The organism is Alteromonas sp. B31-7 (genome assembly GCF_015767655.1).
Lineage (GTDB): Bacteria > Pseudomonadota > Gammaproteobacteria > Enterobacterales > Alteromonadaceae > Alteromonas > Alteromonas australica.
In genome coordinates, this window is record NZ_CP065233.1 from 1,153,788 (window position 1) to 1,173,113 (window position 19,326).

Consider the following 19,326-nt stretch of genomic DNA (forward strand, 5'->3'; position numbering starts at 1 on the left):
GAGTATTTAATGAGCTATAACGTGCGTGCACAAACATATGTTGTCGGTGGCCTAGGTGTCACCGGGCAGGCGTGTGTGCGTTTTTTACAGCAGCAAGGGGCGCAAGTTAAAGCCTTTGATACTCGCGCGAGTGTTTCATTACCTAACGAGATAGACGTAGAAGTGACACTAGGTAGCCTAACCGCCGCCTATTTTGATGGTGTCGACGTCTTGGTTTTAAGCCCTGGGCTGTCTCCTGCAATTGAACAGGTGCAGTTGGCGCAACGTGCTGGGGTTGAAGTCATTGGCGACGTAGAGCTATTTGCTCGGTTAAACGAAACCCCCGTTATTGGCATCACCGGCTCAAACGGTAAAACCACCGTGACCTTGCTAACGACGCATATGCTCAACCATTGTGGGCTAAAGGCCGTGGCAGCGGGCAATGTGGGCTTACCCGTACTCGACACATTAGCAAATGACTATGATGTTATTGTGTTAGAGCTCTCTAGTTTTCAGCTTGAAACAACCTCAAGCTTAGCCCTGCAGGCGGCAACTATTTTAAATATCAGTGATGATCATTTAGATAGACACCAGACCTTCGAAAACTACGTGCAAGCTAAACAACGTATATTTCTTCACTGCAACACAGCTGTAGTGTGGCGTGACACAGAACATTGCGCACCTCAAAACACAGTGAATAAACTTAGCTACTATGGGTTGTCTGATGTATCAGAAGGCATTGGGTTTAGAGATAACGCCATTACCTTGCACGGTGAACCGTTACTTGATGCAAACCAAATTCAGCTTGCAGGGACTCACAATGTACTCAATGTGATGGCTTCCCTAGCACTGTGTGAAGGGCTTAAGGCAACCATGAATGTTAATCTGATTGACGCGGCGCAATCGGTGACCACCTTTAAGTCTGCGCCCCATCGTTGTGTTGAAATTGCCAACATTAATGGGGTTCGTTGGATTGATGACTCTAAAGCCACAAACGTAGGGGCAACGCTTGCGGCGCTTCAAGGTTTGGCACCTTTGACTGAAGGTAACATTATTCTTGTTGCCGGTGGCGATGCCAAAGGAGGCGATATTAACCAGCTTGCTGATGTTGTAAAAAACGAAGTGAGCCATATTGTCGCCATGGGCAAAGACGCCCATCAGTTTGCTGCCATGTTTGAACGAACCCAGATAGTAAAAGATATGGACGAAGCCGTAGATTACGCTTATTCCCATGCTAAGCCTAACGATGTGGTGTTACTGTCACCGGCGTGTGCAAGCCTTGATATGTTCGATAACTACATTCACCGCGCGCAAGTTTTTGCCTCGGCCGTCAAACAAAGGAGCCAAGCATGAGTAATGCTCCTATCTCAACGGCTAATGCGCCAACAAAGTTAAGCGAGTTATTCGCCGCCCGTCACGATGAAAATCGTACGCAGCAGCCCTACGACACCAGTTTAATGTTGATTGCACTGGCACTGATGAGCATTGGTATTATTATCGTGACGTCGGCGTCTATGCCTGTTGCAGACAGGTTGCATGACAATCCATTTTATTTTGCTATTCGTCACGGTATTTATATCGTGGGTGCGCTCATTGCTGCCATGACAGTATTACAAGTGCCCATGCGATTTTGGCGCATGAGCAACCCCTACTTGTTGTTGGCCGCCATTGGATTGTTGGTTGCGGTATTGCTAGTGGGCCGTACGGTAAACGGAAGTACCCGTTGGTTAGCACTAGGGCCTATTACGATTCAGGCGGCCGAGCCAGCCAAGCTATTTTTCTTCGCCTATTTAGCCGGCTATTTGGTTCGCCGGTATGAAGAAGTCACGGAAAACCTAAAAGGCTTCATCAAGCCATTAGCGGTATTTTTCGTGTTAGCTATGTTACTGCTTATTCAGCCCGACTTAGGCACTGTGGTGGTGATGTTTGCGACCACTATCGGTTTATTGTTCTTAGCGGGCGCCCGATTATGGCAGTTCTTTGCCTTGGTGTTTGCTGGGCTAATGGCGGTGGTTGCACTGATTGTATTTGAAGAATATCGCTTAAAACGGGTAACGTCATTCTTAGACCCTTGGGCCGATCCTTTTGGTGCAGGCTACCAGCTTACCCAGTCGTTAATGGCTTATGGCAGGGGGAATTGGTTTGGCCAAGGGCTGGGTAACAGCCTACAAAAGCTAGAGTTCTTGCCCGAAGCCCATACCGATTTCGTGATGGCAATTTTGGCAGAGGAGTTAGGCTTTGTTGGCGTACTAACCGTCCTTTGTCTAATTTTGTGCATGGTGATTAAAGCACTGCAAATTGGCAATAAAGCTCTAGAGAAGTTGCGACCTTTTGAGGGTTATCTAGCCTACAGTATTGGCATTTGGTTTAGCTTTCAAACCGCAGTGAATATTGGTGCAAGTGCAGGTATTTTGCCCACTAAAGGGCTCACGCTACCGTTGGTTAGTTACGGGGGCTCGTCACTTATTATTATGTCAGTGGCTGTGGCCATTTTATTACGAATCGATTTCGAGCTTCGCGTAGAAGGTGTACAAGCGCTCGATCGCAATGAGCGAAAGCGCAATAAAGTGAAAGTAAAACCTGAAACCACCGCATCAGACAAGGTGAACGAAACACAAGAGGTCGCCACGCCAGCCACCAAAATTGAAAAGGTAAAGCCTGCTACCGCGGAAGAAGAAGGTAAAGCAGGTATTAAAGCCATACTCGCGAGAGTGGCGCAGGAGGCCGATAATGAATAGACGTTGTCTCATTATGGCGGGTGGTACCGGTGGTCATGTATTCCCTGGCCTTGCTGTCGCAGAAGCATTAGCCCGTTCCGGTTGGCATGTAGAATGGTTAGGCACAGCAGAACGAATGGAAGCTGACGTGGTGCCCAAACATGGCTTCCCCATTCATTTTATTCCTGTGAAAGGAATAAGAGGGAAAGGTCTGAAAGCCAAGTTAACCGGTGGCGTTGCGCTTATCAAAAGTTTGTTTTCGGCACGGCGCATAATCAAGCGCATTCAACCTGAATTAGTGATTGGTTTTGGTGGGTATGCGAGTGGGCCGGGCGGTGTGGCCGCGAAAAGCCTTGGAATTCCCCTCATTATTCATGAGCAAAATGCAGCTGCGGGTATGACCAATAAACTACTCGCTAAGCTAGCCACTCGGGTACTGCTTGGCTTTGATGATGCTAAAGACCAATTTTCAGTGCCTACCGAAAAGCTGCATACTGTAGGAAATCCGGTGCGTGCAGCCATTAGTGCTGTACCTCCGTTACAGTATCGCGAACCGCGTCCTTTAAACTTACTTGTGGTTGGCGGCAGTTTAGGCGCACAAATTCTAAATGAAACCGTACCAGAAGCGGTGAAAGGGTTATCTCATTTAGCCATCCGCCATCAATGCGGAAAAGGAAACCAAGCTACTGTTAAGGGGCTATATCAACAATGGGACGTAAACGCCGAGGTCAGTGACTTCATTGACGATATGGCCGATGCCTACACATGGGCTGACTTTATTGTATGTCGTGCTGGCGCACTGACTGTTGCGGAAGTTGCTGCGGCAGGTCGCGCAGCGATATTCGTCCCTTTGCCACATGCAGTAGACGATCATCAAACGAAGAATGCCCAATCATTGGTAAAGCATAATGCAGCCGTAATGATTGGACAGTCTGTATTAAAAAAAAATTTAGGGCAGGCAATCAGGCAGTGGACTACCCACCCCCTCGATTGCATAAAAACGGGTGAATTGGCGCGAGAACGCGCGAACACCCATGCTACTGAAGAAGTCGTTAGCCACTGCAAAGCAGTGGTGGGAGAAGGGGACTAATGGTTTTTAAAACCCCATTTGAAAGCCCGCAAATGCGTCGGGTGAGCAACATCTTTTTTATTGGAATTGGCGGCGCCGGAATGGGTGGCATTGCTGAAGTGCTACTAAACGAAGGCTATAAAATTGCGGGTTCAGATATTCAAGAAGGGCCAATGACTCAGCGTCTAGCAGAACTAGGTGCTGAGGTGAAAATTGGTCACAGAGCCGAAAACGTAGAGGGCATGGACGTAATCGTCGTGTCGAGTGCGATTAACGAGCAAAATCCAGAAATTATCGTGGCACGAGAACAGCGCATTCCTATTATTCGTCGTGCTGAAATGTTGGCAGAGCTCATGCGTTTTAGACATGGTATCGCGATAGCGGGAACCCATGGTAAAACCACCACAACAAGCTTAATTTCCACAATTTTTGCTGAAGCAGACTACGACCCCACATTTGTCATTGGCGGCCTGTTAAACAGTGCCGGAACAAATGCTAGGTTAGGTAAAAGCCGTTACCTTATTGCCGAAGCCGACGAAAGCGACGCGTCTTTTCTCCATTTGCAGCCTATGGTGTCTGTGGTAACTAACATTGAAGCAGATCATATGGACACGTATGGCGGAGATTTCTCAAAGGTAAAAGACACCTTTGTGGAGTTTTTGTCTAATTTACCTTTTTATGGTCATGCAATTGTCTGTGGCGATGACGCCAATATTCAGGAAATTATCCCCCGTATTGGGCGTAACATCACCACCTATGGGTTTAATGCACACAATGATGTTCGTGCTGACAATATCAGTTTGTCATTTGGTAAGGCGAACTTTACCGTTCATCGGCCAGATAAAGCGCCTTTGGATATTACCCTTAACCTTACCGGCAACCACAACGTACTTAATGCATTAGCGGCCATCGCCGTGGCTACAGACGAAGGTATTGATGACCATGCTATTGTGAAGGCATTGGCAAGCTTCGGTGGTATAGGGCGACGGTTTGAACAACTAGGCAGCTTTGCGACTTCAAAAGGCGAGGTCTGTTTGGTGGATGACTACGGCCACCACCCAACGGAAGTAAAAGCGACCATTGCTGCCGCGCGGGCTAATTGGCCTGATCGGCGGCTAATGATGGTGTACCAACCACACAGGTTCACTCGAACTCGCGATTTGTATGAAGACTTTGTCGACGTGCTTTCAAGCGTCGATGCCTTGCTGCTGCTTGATGTATACGCCGCCAGCGAACAGCCCATTGAAGGAGCCGACAGCAAGTCTTTATGCCGTTCCATTCGTCAGCGCGGTCAAATTGAGCCTGTGTATGTGGGCGACAAAGGCGCGTTGCCGAGCATCCTTGCCAATATGCTGCAAGACGGGGATATTGTGATGACACAAGGCGCAGGTAACATCGGTCAAATTGCCAAACAGCTCGCGCGCTGTGAAATGGAACCTAGCGAATTGCAAAAGGAAGGTAACCGGTGACTAGCTTTTCATTAAAAAACGCCATCGCTGCTGATGTATTTGGCAAAGTTGCCGTCATGTTTGGAGGCGACTCAGCAGAGCGTGAAGTGTCGCTAAGTTCGGGTACCGCTGTGCTAAATGCCTTGTTGCGCCAAGGTGTAAACGCGGTGGCCTTCGACCCCGCCGCCCAACCATTGACAGATTTACTCACCCAACAAATAGACCGCGTACTCATTATGCTGCACGGTCGGGGGGGAGAAGATGGCTCTATGCAGGGGGCATTACAACTGCTAAATGTGCCCTATACCGGCAGCCGTGTATTAGGCTCAGCACTGGCGATGGATAAAATCCATACTAAGCAAGTTTGGCAAAGCTTGGGGCTGCCCACCGCAAAATATGAAATTGCTGATAAAAGGCACTTTGAAGCTGGATCATGCGGCGCTATAATGGATAAATTGGGGAATGAAGTCATGGTAAAACCGGCCAGAGAAGGGTCGAGTATTGGCATGGCAAGAGTGACAAGCGCTAAACAACTCGATATTGCGATTCAGAACGCATTCAAATATGACAATCAGGTTCTGTTAGAGCAATACATTGACGGCCCAGAGTTTACTGTTTCTGTGATACAGGGGCAGGCGTTGCCGTCTATTCGCATGTCCACCCCTCATACGTTTTACGATTACGCTGCGAAATATCAGGATGACACAACGGAATATTTCTGTCCAAGTGGTTTATCGCAAGATCAAGAAGCCCAGTTAGCCGAATTAGCTACCCGTGCATTTGACGGAATTTCAGGTTCGGGCTGGGGGCGTATCGATGTCATGCAAGACAGCCAAGGGCAGTTTTACTTGCTTGAAGCGAACACGGTACCCGGCATGACAGAAAAAAGTTTGGTTCCCAAAGCCGCGAAAGTGGCGGGATTAACGTTTGATGAGCTGGTTATGGCGATTTTAGCAACCAGCATGGAAGATGAACAAGTAACTGTCATGGCAGGAGCATAACAGGGTGACACAGAACGCAGCCAAAACCCGTTCGAATCACGCGCTTTGGGGTGGCGTTGCCTTTTTATGTATTGTTATTGCGGCATTGGTATTTGGCGGGATTAAAGCCAATCAGTATTTGCAAGATGAGCAGCAAATGCCAGTGCAAGTTATCGATTTTTCTGGTGATTATCAATATATCGATATCACCAAACTAGAGCGCCTTATTCGAGAGGCGCAACCGGGCAGCTTTTTTGCCCTTGATGTAAACGATGTGTTTAGGCTAGTGGAAGCGCAGCCTTGGGTTTATCGAGCGTCTGTTCGTAAGAAATGGCCAAACACCTTAAAGATTTATTTGGTTGAGCAGCAGCCAGTGGCAAAATGGAATGAGGATTTGCTCCTCAACCCTTACGGCGATACGTTTAACGCTGAAGGAAAAGCACTGGTTTTACCCCGTTTATACGGGCCAGGCGGTAGCGAAAAAACCGCACTGGAAGGCTTTAACGCCATGCATGCGTTATTGGCTACCACCAATATGGATATTGCAGAGCTGTCGTTAAGTGAACGATTTGCATGGCAGGTTCAGTTAAAAAACGGCATTGAATTGAATTTAGGGCGTCAAGAATTCATTGACAGGTTACAGCGTTTTATTGATGTATACCCGTTATTGACGCAACAAGAGAAGGCAGTGAAATACGTTGACCTTCGCTATGACACTGGGGTTGCCGTGGGTTGGAAAGCGCCACGTGACAACACCACAAAAGAAGAGAGTTAAATAAACCATGTCAAAACCTGCTGAACGCAATTTGATTGTAGGCTTAGATATCGGCACCAGCCAAGTAAAGGCTGTGGTGGGCGAATTGCTTGATGATGATCAAATCAGCATCGTTGGCGTAGGCACCCATGCCGCAAAAGGCATGGATAAAGGTGGCGTTAACGACTTAAATTTGGTGGTTAAGTCGGTACAACGTGCAGTGAACGAGATGGAGTTAATGGCAGATTGCCGAGTGTCTTCAGTTTTCATGTCTATCTCGGGACGTCACGTAAAATGCCAGAATGAAAATGGTATGGTGCCCATTAACAATCAAGAGGTCACACAAGAAGACGTAGATAATGTAATACATGCCGCTCGAAGTGTGCCCATTGCAGCGGAAAGAAGATTACTTCATGTGTTACCTCAAGAGTTTACCATTGATGTGCAAGAAGGAATTAAAAACCCAATTGGCATGTCAGGCGTACGAATGGAAGCCGATGCGCATATCATCACCTGTGCCGATGATATGGCGAAAAATATGGTGAAATGCGTTGAGCGATGTGAGCTAAACGCTGATCAATTAATTTTCTCAGCGTTGGCATCGAGCTACGCGGTGCTCACCGATGATGAACGTGAGCTTGGCGTGTGCGTTGTGGATATTGGTGGTGGCACCATGGATATGGTGATTTACACAGATGGCGCTATTCGTCACACTGCGGTTATCCCTGTTGCAGGGAATCAAATTACCAGTGACATAGCGAAAATCTTCAGAACGCCAATTAGCAACGCAGAAGAGATTAAGGTTAACTATGCTTGCGCGCTAAAAGACATGGTTAGCATGGAAGACAGTATTGAGGTGCCAAGTGTAGGCGGTCGCCCAGCTCGAGTGATGTCTCGACATACGCTTGCTGAAGTGATTGAGCCAAGATACCAAGAACTGTTTGAACTGGTTCACGATGAAATTCGTGCCAGTGGACTGGAAGAGCAAATTGCCGCCGGCCTTGTGCTAACCGGGGGTACCGCCAAAATGGAAGGCGCAGTAGAGTTTGCAGAGGAACTCTTTCAGATGCCTGTAAGGGTAGGAACACCCATTAACGTAAAAGGCTTGTCCGAATACGTTGAAGATGCAGGTTTTGCCACTGTCGTAGGGCTACTGCAATACGGCAAAGTGCAATCAGATAATAAGAAGTCCAGTAAGCAGAAAACCGGTGAGAGTTTATTTCATCGCGTGCAAAGCTGGTTTAAAGGCGAATTTTAATTTATTTGGGGGCGCTAACGCTAAAACATCACGATATGCAGGATGCAGATAATCGATAGACTATGTTTTAGTGTAGTGTTAAAAGACGTACAACCGGAGAGTAAGTATGTTCGAATTAATGGATAGTCACGGCGAAGAAGCCGTAATAAAAGTCATTGGTGTTGGTGGCGGTGGTGGTAATGCCGTTGAACACATGGTTTCACAAAGTATTGAAGGCGTAGAATTCATCGCGGTAAATACCGATGCGCAGGTACTACGCAGCTCAAGCGCTGACGTTACACTGCAAATTGGTTCTAGCGTAACCAAAGGGTTAGGTGCAGGTGCCGATCCTAATATTGGTCGCGATGCAGCACAAGAAGACAGAGAAACCATTCGTCAAGCCTTAGATGGTGCCGACATGGTTTTCATCACAGCCGGTATGGGCGGTGGTACAGGAACAGGTGCAGCGCCAGAAGTGGCAAAAATTGCACGTGAAATGGGTATCTTAACGGTGGCCGTTGTCACTAAGCCATTCCCATTTGAAGGTAAAAAGCGTACCACGTTCGCAGAGCAGGGGATCGTTGAATTAGCGAATAACGTTGATTCATTAATTACTATCCCTAACGAAAAACTACTTAAAGTGATGGGCCCGGGTACGCCGTTGTTACAAGCTTTTAGTGCCGCAAATGACGTATTACGTGGCGCGGTACAAGGTATTGCTGAGCTCATTACGCGTCCAGGTTTAATTAACGTGGATTTTGCCGACGTACGTACCGTAATGTCGGAAATGGGTAAAGCAATGATGGGAAGTGGCGCCGCGAGCGGTCCAGACCGTGCTGAAGAAGCCGCTGAATCTGCGATTGCTAGCCCACTACTGGAAGACATCGATTTATCAGGCGCGCGTGGAATCTTAGTGAATATCACCGCAGGGCCAGATTTTGCCATCGACGAATTTGAAACGGTCGGTAATGCCGTAAAAGCGTTTGCGTCTGAAAATGCCACCGTGGTGGTAGGTACAGTTATCGATATGGAGATGACTGACGAACTTCGCGTGACCGTGGTTGCTACGGGTATTGGTGCTGAGCGTAAACCAGACATCTCTCTTGTGAGCTCTGAAGGTTCTCGTTTAACTACACCGGCAAAAGAATACGGTAGCAGCACCGCTGCAGAACCACGTTCAGCGGTGGGCGGCACTGAAGGCAATCAAGCGCTTAAAGCAGAAGACAGTGCGCAACCGGATAACGATTTAGAGTATCTCGATATTCCAGCGTTTTTGCGTAAACAAGCTGACTAATTCATTTTCTCTATGAAAAAATGAATTTTTAGTCTGTTTAGTTGTCGTAACTGATAACGAATCAGGCTAACAACTGTAAATTTTTATTAAATTTTAGGCTAAGTTTTTGAATTTATAATATTTGCAGTATATAAAGGCAGAGTGAACCTGTGCATATGGTTGTGGGTTTCACAATCCTGTGCGGGGGCAAAACCTTGTAAACTTTGGAAGCGTTTGTAGCCAAATTGCATCGTTTTTGACAAGTGAGTGGTAACTCACTATAATTCGCGACCGCTTTTTTTGATAGGTAAAAGCTAAAGCAGATGATTAGACAACGTACAATCAAGCACCCGGTTCAAGAAACCGGAATTGGGCTTCATAAAGGGGAAAAGGTCACAATGACTCTCCGGCCTGCGCCTGCGAACACGGGAATCGTGTTTCGGCGTGTAGACCTTGAACCTCATGTTGATATTCCATCGCGTGCAAACGCTGTGGGTAATACCATGCTGTGTACCTGTTTGAATAATGAAGACGGCGTGACAATTCAAACCGTTGAGCATTTGGCGTCGGCTTTAGCAGGTTTAGGTATCGACAATATTATTGTTGAAGTGGATAGCAATGAGTTGCCTATTATGGATGGTAGTGCCAGCCCATTTGTGTTCTTGCTGCAATCAGCAGGAATTGAAGAGCTAAATGCACCTAAACGTTTTATCCGTATCACTAAGCCGGTGCGTGTTGAAGACGGAGATAAATGGGCTGAGCTTGTGCCTTATGATGGCTTCAGAGTGGATTTTGCTATCGACTTTGACCATCCCGTTATTAGCCAGACACGCCAACATATGACCATGGATTTCGATTCATGTTCGTATGTGAACGAAGTCAGTCGCGCTAGAACCTTTGGGTTTATGCGTGACCTAGAATATATGAACGCAAATAATCTGGCGTTAGGCGGCAGTATGGAAAATGCAGTGGCACTTGATGAGTTCCGCGTCCTTAACCCAGAAGGGCTTCGTTACGATGATGAATTCCTTAAGCATAAAATACTCGACGCCATTGGTGACTTATACTTAGGCGGTCACAGTTTAATTGGCGAGCTGCGTGCTTATAAAACCGGGCACGGGCTGAACAACAAACTACTAAATGCTGTGCTTGCGCAGAAAGAATGTTGGGAATACGTCACCTATGACTCCCAAGAAAAAGCACCCATTCGCTACGCGCAACCAGTGCTGGCATAGTAGAAAAACAAGAAAATGCAAGGAAGCCGCCTCTAGGCGGCTTTTTTACAGTTAGCATTTAGTCTAATTAATGGTACAGTAGCTGTATAACAATATTAATAATTCGTTTTGCAGCAAAGATTAAAGCGAAAAGTAACCTAGATTACTTAAAGCAATACTTTTCCTGCAAACGTAAACAAGCTCCTTATTTGTGGTATGAAGCTAACAATAACTCTAACAGGCAAAAATAAGCGATATCGGCACAGTATCAGTGTACGCACTCTTGTCAGTGCCACAGTGCTGTCTTCTATTTTTATGCTTGTCTCTAGCCGTTCCACAGAATCTGTGTCTGAAGACATCGCGCGGGTGCGCCTTGCTCAATCAGAAGTGAAAGCCACTCAGCAAGACGTTGATGCGCTTAAGCAACAGACAGCCAACAAATTAAATGCTTTACTTACTCGGGTTGCAGAACTTTCTGCACAAGCGTCTATGCTTGACGAGAAAGGAAAGCAAATCGCAACAGAATTAGGTATGACTGCGACTGACCTGGACGCATTTGTACCCGTATCGATACCGGACAACCTCCAAGGTGACCCTTTACTTGATGACATTGCTAAGTTACAGCAATCTCTTGATGTAAAGTCTCAGCAGCTTTCTATGCTTGAAAGTTTGGTGCGGGGACACCATATCCACGATCAGAGCCAATTATCTGGTCGTCCGATAGAGTCGGGATGGTTGTCTTCTTATTATGGTATGCGCGCCGACCCTTTTACAGGCGAACCAGCATTGCACAAAGGTTTAGACTTTGCCGGTAAGGCAGGTGATAACGTGATTGCAACGGCCTCGGGTATTGTCACCTGGGCAGGTGAACGCTTTGGGTATGGCCATTTAGTCGAAATTGATCACGGTGATGGGTATGTATCCCGTTACGGACATAACGATACGCTAAAGGTTTCAGTGGGTGATGTGGTGACGAAAGGTCAGCCTATTGCTCAAATGGGAAACACGGGGCGTTCTACAGGTGTTCATGTTCACTACGAAGTAATAAGAAACGGTAAGCAAATCGATCCTCTGCCTTTTGTTTATAAAAAATAAAAGGTAGCAGCCAGGTAAGTAAGCAAATACGCTTACGCTCTAGAAATCGCATGGCAATACGCATACAGTATTGCCATTAACGTATTAATTCAGCTGTGCTATACCGTGCGGCGTCTCGACAAGTAGTGGAATAAACAAGCTAATGTTTTCAAGCATCCTTAGAAAAGTATTCGGTAGCCGAAACGACCGACTATTAAAAAAATTACGCAAAAACGTAGATGCCATCAATGCACTGGAAGCAGAGTATGAAAAGCTTTCTGATGAGGCGCTAAAAGCCAAAACCGAAGAATTTAAGGGTCGTATTGAAAAGGGTGAAACCCTTGACGACATTTTAAACGAAGCCTTCGCTACGGTTAGAGAAGCCAGTAAGCGTGTTTACGGCATGCGTCATTTCGACGTGCAAATGCTAGGTGGGCAAGTTCTTCACGAAGGTAAAATCTCCGAAATGCGTACCGGTGAAGGTAAAACCTTAACCGCCACGCTGCCAACTTATTTGAATGCGCTTTCAGGCAAAGGTGTTCATGTTATTACCGTGAACGATTACCTAGCTACCCGTGACGCCCAATGGAGTAGTCAACTATTTACTTTCCTAGGCATGCGTGTGGGTTGTAACGTACCAGGCATGTCGCCAGAACAGAAGCGCGATGCTTATCAAGCCGATGTAACCTACGGCACTAACAACGAGTTTGGTTTTGACTACCTACGCGACAACATGGCGTTTAGCCCGCAAGACCGCGTACAGCGCCCATTAAACTACGCTGTAGTGGATGAAGTTGACTCCATCCTCATTGATGAAGCACGTACGCCCCTTATTATTTCTGGACAAGCAGAAGACAGTTCGGAGCTATACCGTCGCATTAACACCATTATTCCTCAGCTGGTACAGCAAGAAAAAGAAGATGAAGAAGGGCAAGAAGGCGATGGCGATTACACCATCGACTTAAAGGCTAAGCAAATTCATCTTACTGAGCGCGGCCAATTGCATGTAGAAGAAATCTTACACAAAGAAGGTTTACTACCTGAAGGTGAGTCTTTATTTGCAGCCGGAAATATCTCACTTCTACATCACATCAATGCGGCACTTCGTGCCCATAAATTATATGCAAAAGACGTAGATTACATTGTTAAAGACGAGCAGATCGTCATTGTCGATGAACATACCGGCCGAACAATGGAAGGACGCCGCTGGTCAGAAGGGTTGCACCAAGCCGTTGAAGCTAAAGAAGGGGTTCGTATACAAAACGAAAACCAAACCCTTGCGTCTATTACTTTCCAAAACTACTTCCGTTTGTACAACAAACTGGCAGGTATGACAGGTACAGCCGATACCGAAGCTTTTGAATTCCAGCACATTTATGGCTTAGAAACCGTGGTTATTCCAACCAATAAGCCAATGCAGCGTAAAGATAAAGCGGACTTAATCTACTTAACGGCAGAAGAAAAATACGAAGCCATTGTTGAAGATATTAAGGCATGTGTGGAACGCGGCCAACCCACCTTGGTAGGTACGGTATCGATTGAAAACTCAGAATTGCTTTCGCGCATCCTGAAAAAATCAAAAATTCCACACAAAGTACTGAATGCCAAATTCCACGAACAGGAAGCCGACATTGTGGCGCAAGCGGGTCAACCCGGTGCGGTTACTATTGCCACTAACATGGCAGGTCGTGGTACCGATATTGTACTAGGTGGTAACTGGCAGGCTGAACTGGAAAAAATTGAAAACCCCACCCAAGCACAAATAGAGAAAGTAAAAACTGAGTGGAAGAAACGCCACGATGCAGTGCTAGAATCTGGTGGTTTACATATTATTGGTACAGAGCGACACGAGTCTCGTCGTATTGATAACCAGCTTCGAGGCCGTTCAGGTCGTCAAGGCGACCCTGGTTCAAGCCGTTTCTACCTGTCACTAGACGACGCCTTAATGCGTATCTTCGCCTCTGAAAAAATGGGCAACATGATGAAGCGTTTGGGTATGGAGCGTGGTGAAGCCATTGAGCATCCATGGGTAACTCGTGCTATCGAAAATGCGCAACGCAAAGTGGAAGGGCGTAACTTCGATATTCGTAAACAGCTACTAGAATACGATGACGTTGCGAACGACCAGCGAAAAGTCATTTACGAACAGCGTAACGAACTGTTAGATGAAGGCGATATTAGCGAAACCATTGAAGCCATTCGTGAAGACGTCATTAGCGGTGTGGTAGACGAATATGTTCCTCCTCAATCACTAGAAGAAATGTGGGACGTGGATGGCTTAGAAGAGCGATTAAGAGCAGACTTTGCTGTAGATCTTCCTATCAAAACGTGGTTGGAAAACGACGACAAGCTATACGAAGAGAAGCTAAGAGAGCGTATACACAGTGAAGTGGTACAGGCTTATAAAGCAAAAGAAGATGTGGTAGGCGAACAAGTCCTGCGTCAGTTTGAAAAAGCGGTGATGTTGCAAAACTTAGATAGTCATTGGAAAGAACATTTGGCTGCTATGGATCATCTACGTCAAGGTATTCACTTACGTGGTTACGCACAGAAAAACCCTAAACAAGAATATAAGCGCGAGTCTTTTGCATTATTTTCGCAAATGTTAGAAGCCTTGAAAGTGGAAGTGATCACCATACTTTCACGGGTAAAAGTTCAAGCAGAAGAAGATGTACAAAAAGTAGAAGAGCAGCGCAGACAAGCTGACAATGTGCCCAAGCATTTTGAGCACAAAGAAGCATCTGCCACTCCTGAAGAGAAAAGTGACAAGGTACGCACAGAAATGCGTAATGGCCCTAAAGTTGGCCGTAACGACCCTTGTCCATGCGGTTCAGGCAAAAAGTACAAGCAATGCCACGGTAAGCTTAGCTAATGAAGCAAGTGCATGTTGCCGTCGGCGTTGTAACGCGCGGCAGCGATATCTTTATTACTCGTAGGCCAGACCATGCTCACCAAGGTGGGAAATGGGAATTCCCAGGCGGAAAGGTTGAGAGCGACGAAACCGTCACTCAGGCGCTGGCCAGAGAGCTTGCAGAAGAGATAGGCATTACCGTCGGTGAAAGTCAGCCATTAACCGTTATCGAGCACGATTACGGCGATAAACGGGTAAAACTTGACGTTCATACGGTTGAGTTGTTCGACGGCGAGCCTTATGGCAAAGAAGGACAGGAAGCCAAATGGGTAGCAATAGGTGCGCTAAATGCGTCTGACTTTCCCGCTGCGAACGTTGCCATTATCGACGCGTTAAAGTAGCTAACCTGTGCGGGCTTAAGGCAATTAACCGCGAAAAGTTCGAACCAACAAAAAACGGTCATGAAGACCGTTTTTTTGTGCCTCACGCTCGGGCATGTTAAAGCGTGAATCGCTCTGCGGTAGCAAAAGCCACATCCAGCTTATGATAGGCCGCCTCATTAATGAAATGAGGGTAAGTCTCTTTATCACCTTCCCAATTGATATCCTTGCCATCAAAGGTTCGAAACATAGGCATGCCAGGCAACAAAGGGGCGAAATCTGAATCCTGAAAACTGTGATGAATCATTGCGGTACGTTGGCCTTTTTCAGATAGCGGGAAAGAGATATTTTCACCTAATCGAAACGCTTCGCATGGGGGCAGTGCATCGGTGCTAATATCGCCTTGATTATAGGCCACGCAGAAGTCCAGAATCACTTCTGCCATGGTTTGCGTGAGTAAGTATACGTCTTCACGTAACACACCTTGTGGCTGACCACCCACCTCTATCATCACACCTTTTTTGCCAGTTGTGCACAAGTAACCATGCTCTAAATACGGTTTCTCGTCTTCAACCAGTATATTTGCTTCTGGCATATGTTGTTTAACATAACGCCCCAATTGTGTGTGAAACTCATCGGCTTCAAGCAGAATCAATGTTGCGCCCATCGCACTGGTTGTGTTGTGGATATCAATAACAAAGTCCGTTGCTGAATTGCCCTTTGGGCCAAATTTCTGGTTAAGTGTTTTAGCCAGCACAGCTTCTTTAGACGTATTAGACGACGCTAAACCATCAAAGGTGAACTGGCGATTCAAATCTTCTTCAACAAAGCGAACATTGGCCTCAAGGGCGGCTTCATTGGCAATATTCAAAGAAACGTTTAATGCACTGAATCGCGAAGGTAATCCGAACGCTTGCCAATTTCGGATAAGTTGAATACCGCTGGTTTCGTTGCCATGGGTACCACCAACAAGCGCGATCTTATTAAACATTCATCTTCCTTTTTTACATTGAGTTGAAAATAGAGGTATTAAAAAGCAGCCCTGATATTACACTACCCAGCGATATCCGAGAATACGTTTAACCTCATTATTAAAACGAAATTGCCATAAGGCATGACGACCTTTCAATCACGTTGCTATGTACAACGTTAGTATCTATTAAGCTCCATTTAACCACCTAATCCGTCCATAGTTTAGAGATTATTAAGCGTACTTTTATTTGCAAAATACTCACTTGATAAAGGTTTGGATGGAACAGAATTGTAAATTCTTTTGTTAATTATTTGTTGAATAATAAATTAAGAACGCGTATAACATAAAAAGACAACGTTGTTTATTTGCTGGAATTACACCACTTCAACTATCGGGACGCGATATGAAAGACTACAAATTGAACCCATTAGCTCGTCAGCTACGTGCGGCTTTTACGCCAGCGCCTCTGGCTTTAATGCTAATGGCAACGTCGTTACAGGCACAGGAAACTGAGTCTGACGCAGTACAGGCGGAGACGCCGAAAGAAGTAGAAGTAATAGAAATTTCCTACGGTTACAGTGCTGTGGAGAAAACAGATTTGACGGGGGCTATAGCCACGGTTGATATTGAGGATGTTATCGACTTACCCGCTGGTAACATAATGCAAAACTTGCAGGGTAGGGTACCAGGTCTTCAAATTACCACTACGGGAAACCCGAGCTCCACCGCCACAGTGAGAATACGTGGACAAGGTTTAGGCCCATTGGGCAATAATGACCCGTTATATATTATCGATGGTATACCTACCAAGTCGGGTTTACACGAGATTAACAGTAACGATATTGCTGATGTGCAGGTGTTACGAGACGCTGCTGCCGCCAGCATATACGGGGCTCGCTCGGGAAATGGTGTCATTGTCGTCACGACGAAGAAAGGGCATAAGGGGTTAGACTTTAATTTTCGTTTCAATCAAAGCATTGAAGAGTACGACTATGACCTCCAACCCCTAAACACGCTAGAGCGTGGAGCGGTTGTTTGGCAAGCCGCGGTAAATGATGGCTCGAACCCAAACTCAGCAAGCCCTTTATACACCTTTGACTGGAATCAAGACTTCGAAAACCCAGAGCTATACTCAGTCATATTGCCTACCTATACCGATCCGGAAAACGTGCAAAGACCTGCAGATACACAATGGTTCGATGAAGTGACCAGAACGTCGAAAATCTCTGACATGAATTTCTCTGTAGCTGGCGGTAATGAGGTGTCTCAATTCTATACCTCTTTAGGCTATTTTGACGCTGAAGGCATCGTCGATGGCTCTAAGTTTGAACGATTGGCGTTCAGGTTTAATTCTGAGCATGATGTCATCGAAGACAAGCTAAAAGTTGGCCAGACGTTTCTTATTACTGATCAAAAAGCCAACTTGATCAACGATTTAGCTGGACAAATTCTAGGGTTATCAATTGAACAGCAGTCTATCGTCCCCGTTTACAATGATGTTGGTGGCTGGGGTGGGCCAGTCCCAGGTATCACTGATAGAGACAACCCTGTCCGCATCATCGAGCAAAACCGCGACAACGGCCATACTTACAATAAGGTAATGGCTAACTTTTTTGTTGAATACTCGCCCATTGAAGATTTAACCCTAAGAGGGAACGTGGGTCTCGATTACAGCCAATTCTATTTTCGTAATTTTACGCGTGCATTTACCGCAGGATCGCTAAGTAGCGGAGATCGTTTAACAGTAGAAGATAATTGGAATCAAAGCATTATTACCGGCGCTACGGCGACATATAAGTGGGTAGTTAATGATTTACACAAGTTCAACTTCCTCGCAGGTGTTGAGCAAATTAACTACGAACGAGAGTTGTTCAGAGGGATTGGATCGGGTTTCGCTTCTGATGACCGTTCGTTTGCCTATCTATCTCAAGCGACGTCAGATGTACGTGTTGAGGGTGAGGGAGAAACCTGGTCACTCGATTCTCAATTTGCTCGCGTAGATTATAACTACGATAACCGTTATTTAGCATCATTTACTATTCGTCGTGACGGCTCCTCACGGTTTGGTGATGCTAACGAGTACGGTAATTTCCCGGCGGCTTCTTTTGGATGGGTAGTGAGTAACGAAGACTTTTTCGACGTTGAATTCATTGACACGCTGAAACTTAGGGGGAGCTGGGGAGAAACCGGTAATCAAGAAATACCCACCAATGCCACCGTGACGACGTATGTACCACGTTACGCCACCCAGTCACTTTTCACGAACGAACAAGATGAAGGTACAGCCTACGACATAACCGGCTCGAATAGCGGTACACTGCCGTCTGGTTTTGTACGAGCTCAAACCGGTAATGCTGACCTTAAATGGGAAACCTCAACTCAAATAAACTTGGGTGTCGATTTTGAACTTTTCCGCAACACTGTTTACGGGAGCTTCGATTGGTATGAAAAAGAAACCCGCGACATTCTTACGTTAACCCAGCCTATAGCAACACTGGGTGAAGGCGCGCAAAAGTGGGTTAATGGCGGCACGATAGAGAATGCGGGTGTAGAGCTGGTATTGGGCTATGAGAAGTGGATTGAAACTGGCTTACTGGAAGACGAATTGCTGGTAGATATCAACTTTAATATTTCATCTACGGAAAACACGGTTACAGCGCTACCAGAAGATGTGGTGAACTCTTTTGGAGGGAATGGGCAAGACAAAACAATTTTAGGTCGCTCCATTAACTCGGTGTACGGATATGTCGCTGACGGTATCTTCCAAAGCCAAGAAGAAGTTGAAGAACACGCAGTACAGTCTGGCGCTGCACCAGGGCGTATCCGCTGGCAGGATCTCGACGGAAATGGCGTAATTGATGAGAACGATCAAGACTTCTTCGCAGACACTGACCCCGACTTTATTTATGGCATGAACTTTACGTTTAAATATAAAGCTTGGGACTTCAATATGTTCTGGCAAGGAGTGAAAGGCGGGCAAATTCGTAATAACTGGAGACTGTTTACCGATTTCACATCATTGAACATTGGCTCAAACTATGGCGCGCGCACCCTCGATGCTTGGACGCCAGAAAACGCCAACAGTGATGTACCTGCATTAACCCTTATTGACAACAATGGCGAAGGCCGTCAATCCAGCTTTTTCTGGGAAGAAGGAACGTATCTCAAGCTGCGTAATATCAGTGTAGGTTACACACCAACACTGGATTTTATCGAGCGCATGGGTCTTAACGATGCACGCATCTATTTACAGGCTCAGAATCTTTTGACCATCACCCCAGATGGAACCTTAAGTGAAGATCCCGAAACCCCCAACGAAGTATTTCCTGTCCCGCGCCGAATTACTTTCGGACTGGAATTTTCTTTTTAAGCTAACA

At 46.2% G+C, this 19,326-nt stretch carries 14 protein-coding genes; 13 read left to right on the forward strand and 1 reads right to left on the reverse strand.

Annotated elements, in window-relative coordinates:
* Positions 1-9: 9 nt before the first annotated feature.
* From murD to mutT, 12 genes are all read left to right on the forward strand, one after another.
* On the forward strand, positions 10-1,332 hold the full coding sequence (murD, locus tag IUA53_RS04840; RefSeq protein ID WP_196898552.1) for a UDP-N-acetylmuramoyl-L-alanine--D-glutamate ligase: 1,323 nt from the start codon (positions 10-12) through the stop codon (positions 1,330-1,332).
* Positions 1,329-2,717: a cell division protein FtsW gene (ftsW, locus tag IUA53_RS04845; protein WP_196898554.1), complete on the forward strand. Its 1,389-nt coding sequence runs from the start codon at positions 1,329-1,331 to the stop codon at positions 2,715-2,717. Before murD ends, ftsW begins: the two co-directional genes overlap by 4 nt.
* Positions 2,710-3,786: an undecaprenyldiphospho-muramoylpentapeptide beta-N-acetylglucosaminyltransferase gene (murG, locus tag IUA53_RS04850; RefSeq protein WP_196898556.1), complete on the forward strand. Its 1,077-nt coding sequence runs from the start codon at positions 2,710-2,712 to the stop codon at positions 3,784-3,786. The genes ftsW and murG overlap by 8 nt, the downstream gene beginning before the upstream one ends.
* On the forward strand, positions 3,786-5,234 hold the full coding sequence (murC, locus tag IUA53_RS04855) for a UDP-N-acetylmuramate--L-alanine ligase (protein ID WP_044057844.1): 1,449 nt from the start codon (positions 3,786-3,788) through the stop codon (positions 5,232-5,234). Before murG ends, murC begins: the two co-directional genes overlap by 1 nt.
* Entirely contained in the window at positions 5,231-6,214 is a 984-nt protein-coding gene (locus tag IUA53_RS04860) for a D-alanine--D-alanine ligase (protein ID WP_269748618.1), read from the forward strand. Before murC ends, IUA53_RS04860 begins: the two co-directional genes overlap by 4 nt.
* Before the next feature lie 4 nt (positions 6,215-6,218).
* The gene (locus tag IUA53_RS04865) at positions 6,219-6,968 is read left to right on the forward strand and encodes a cell division protein FtsQ/DivIB (RefSeq protein WP_044057843.1); all 750 of its coding nucleotides are present in this window, start codon (positions 6,219-6,221) and stop codon (positions 6,966-6,968) included.
* A gap of 7 nt (positions 6,969-6,975) precedes the next feature.
* Positions 6,976-8,205 (forward strand): cell division protein FtsA, encoded by a 1,230-nt coding sequence (gene ftsA, locus IUA53_RS04870; RefSeq protein WP_044057842.1) that lies wholly within the window; start codon positions 6,976-6,978, stop codon positions 8,203-8,205.
* 106 nt (positions 8,206-8,311) lie between these two features.
* Positions 8,312-9,478: a cell division protein FtsZ gene (gene ftsZ, locus IUA53_RS04875; RefSeq protein ID WP_044057841.1), complete on the forward strand. Its 1,167-nt coding sequence runs from the start codon at positions 8,312-8,314 to the stop codon at positions 9,476-9,478.
* A 302-nt stretch (positions 9,479-9,780) separates the two neighbouring features.
* Entirely contained in the window at positions 9,781-10,692 is a 912-nt protein-coding gene (lpxC, locus tag IUA53_RS04880) for a UDP-3-O-acyl-N-acetylglucosamine deacetylase (protein ID WP_044057840.1), read from the forward strand.
* A 195-nt stretch (positions 10,693-10,887) separates the two neighbouring features.
* Complete coding sequence (locus IUA53_RS04885; RefSeq protein ID WP_044057839.1) at positions 10,888-11,766, forward strand: M23 family metallopeptidase; 879 nt, start codon at positions 10,888-10,890, stop codon at positions 11,764-11,766.
* Positions 11,767-11,908: 142 nt separating this feature from the next.
* Positions 11,909-14,617 (forward strand): preprotein translocase subunit SecA, encoded by a 2,709-nt coding sequence (secA, locus tag IUA53_RS04890; RefSeq protein ID WP_196898558.1) that lies wholly within the window; start codon positions 11,909-11,911, stop codon positions 14,615-14,617.
* A complete protein-coding gene (gene mutT / locus IUA53_RS04895; RefSeq protein ID WP_044057837.1) occupies positions 14,617-14,997 on the forward strand; it encodes an 8-oxo-dGTP diphosphatase MutT in 381 nt (126 codons plus the stop codon). The genes secA and mutT overlap by 1 nt, the downstream gene beginning before the upstream one ends.
* A gap of 97 nt (positions 14,998-15,094) precedes the next feature.
* Here mutT and IUA53_RS04900 read toward each other — a convergent pair whose 3' ends face one another.
* The gene (locus IUA53_RS04900; RefSeq protein ID WP_044448348.1) at positions 15,095-15,967 is read right to left on the reverse strand and encodes an aspartoacylase; all 873 of its coding nucleotides are present in this window, start codon (positions 15,965-15,967) and stop codon (positions 15,095-15,097) included.
* Between the two features lie 385 nt (positions 15,968-16,352).
* Here IUA53_RS04900 and IUA53_RS04905 point away from each other — a divergent pair, with 385 nt between their 5' ends.
* Positions 16,353-19,319, forward strand: a complete 2,967-nt coding sequence (locus IUA53_RS04905) for a SusC/RagA family TonB-linked outer membrane protein (protein WP_196898560.1) — start codon at positions 16,353-16,355, stop codon at positions 19,317-19,319.
* Positions 19,320-19,326 lie beyond the last annotated feature (7 nt).

What these genes read in the sequence shown, in the direction of transcription:
- murD (WP_196898552.1), top strand. Translation starts at nt 10, where the DNA reads ATGAGCTATAACGTGCGTGCACAAACATATGTTGTCGGTGGCCTAGGT.
- ftsW (WP_196898554.1), top strand. Translation starts at nt 1,329, where the DNA reads ATGAGTAATGCTCCTATCTCAACGGCTAATGCGCCAACAAAGTTAAGC.
- murG (WP_196898556.1), top strand. Translation starts at nt 2,710, where the DNA reads ATGAATAGACGTTGTCTCATTATGGCGGGTGGTACCGGTGGTCATGTA.
- murC (WP_044057844.1), top strand. Translation starts at nt 3,786, where the DNA reads ATGGTTTTTAAAACCCCATTTGAAAGCCCGCAAATGCGTCGGGTGAGC.
- ftsA (WP_044057842.1), top strand. Translation starts at nt 6,976, where the DNA reads ATGTCAAAACCTGCTGAACGCAATTTGATTGTAGGCTTAGATATCGGC.
- ftsZ (WP_044057841.1), top strand. Translation starts at nt 8,312, where the DNA reads ATGTTCGAATTAATGGATAGTCACGGCGAAGAAGCCGTAATAAAAGTC.
- lpxC (WP_044057840.1), top strand. Translation starts at nt 9,781, where the DNA reads ATGATTAGACAACGTACAATCAAGCACCCGGTTCAAGAAACCGGAATT.
- IUA53_RS04885 (WP_044057839.1), top strand. Translation starts at nt 10,888, where the DNA reads ATGAAGCTAACAATAACTCTAACAGGCAAAAATAAGCGATATCGGCAC.
- secA (WP_196898558.1), top strand. Translation starts at nt 11,909, where the DNA reads ATGTTTTCAAGCATCCTTAGAAAAGTATTCGGTAGCCGAAACGACCGA.
- mutT (WP_044057837.1), top strand. Translation starts at nt 14,617, where the DNA reads ATGAAGCAAGTGCATGTTGCCGTCGGCGTTGTAACGCGCGGCAGCGAT.
- IUA53_RS04900 (WP_044448348.1), bottom strand. Translation starts at nt 15,967, where the DNA reads ATGTTTAATAAGATCGCGCTTGTTGGTGGTACCCATGGCAACGAAACC.
- IUA53_RS04905 (WP_196898560.1), top strand. Translation starts at nt 16,353, where the DNA reads ATGAAAGACTACAAATTGAACCCATTAGCTCGTCAGCTACGTGCGGCT.